The sequence below is a fragment of the Polaromonas sp. P3_C2 genome (genome assembly GCF_056402675.1).
The window spans coordinates 1-652 of sequence record NZ_JBFUGX010001202.1; the positions used below are offsets into that span (position 1 = coordinate 1).

General features: G+C 55.5%; 2 protein-coding genes. One reads left to right on the top strand and one right to left on the bottom strand.

What is annotated here, in order from left to right; genetic code table 11:
- The coding region (locus tag AC1DWI_RS25585; RefSeq protein WP_477726244.1) for a hypothetical protein at positions 1-446 on the bottom strand (446 nt) is incomplete at its 3' end.
- Here AC1DWI_RS25585 and AC1DWI_RS25590 point away from each other — a divergent pair.
- The coding region (locus AC1DWI_RS25590; RefSeq protein WP_477726245.1) for a hypothetical protein at positions 436-652 on the top strand (217 nt) is incomplete at its 3' end. The genes AC1DWI_RS25585 and AC1DWI_RS25590 overlap by 11 nt on opposite strands.

Sequence of the window (652 nt, forward strand, 5' to 3'; positions counted from 1 at the left end):
CAAGACGATTTCTCGGCAGCGGCATTGCGCTTTGCATAGGTCTCTGCGGAGTCGCCGTCGCCCGGTAGTTTGTGTTTCACCAACGTCAGCTTAGCAGCATCCTGCGTCCACTTCGCCGACCACCCGTGAGACGACTTCGCCGTCGCATCAAACGCAGTCAGGCCGACCGAAGCCAGCCACACAAAAAAGAACACGCAAAATCCATCGGCGTCACGGTCTGTTCCGTCCAGCTCCATGCGCAGTTTTTCGGCGCCATCGAGCATGACCTCCAACTCCGTGGCTTGGGTTGCTTCATGCAAGGCATCCACCACGTTGAACTGATAACTGGTGTATGGCGCATGCGGCAGGAAAATATCGGGCGACAACTTGTTGGTCGTCAGCGCCGACTTGGCGAGCGCAGAATCCGACAACAATGCCCGCAAGGCACTGCCGTCCTTGCTGTTCACTGCCGCAGCAAAGCGCGAAAGTGCCTGCAGGGCTTCAGGGCTTACTTTTTTGGCCGTGATTTTTAAAGAAAAAGGTTCTGACATTGTTAGTCTTACGCCAAAATTAGTGCCTGGCTATCGGCCGGCGATCAAGGCCGACACAGCCGTTGAACCAAATCGTCTGACAATCCCGCATCTTTCAGCCCGTATTCGGAGCCATGGAAGAC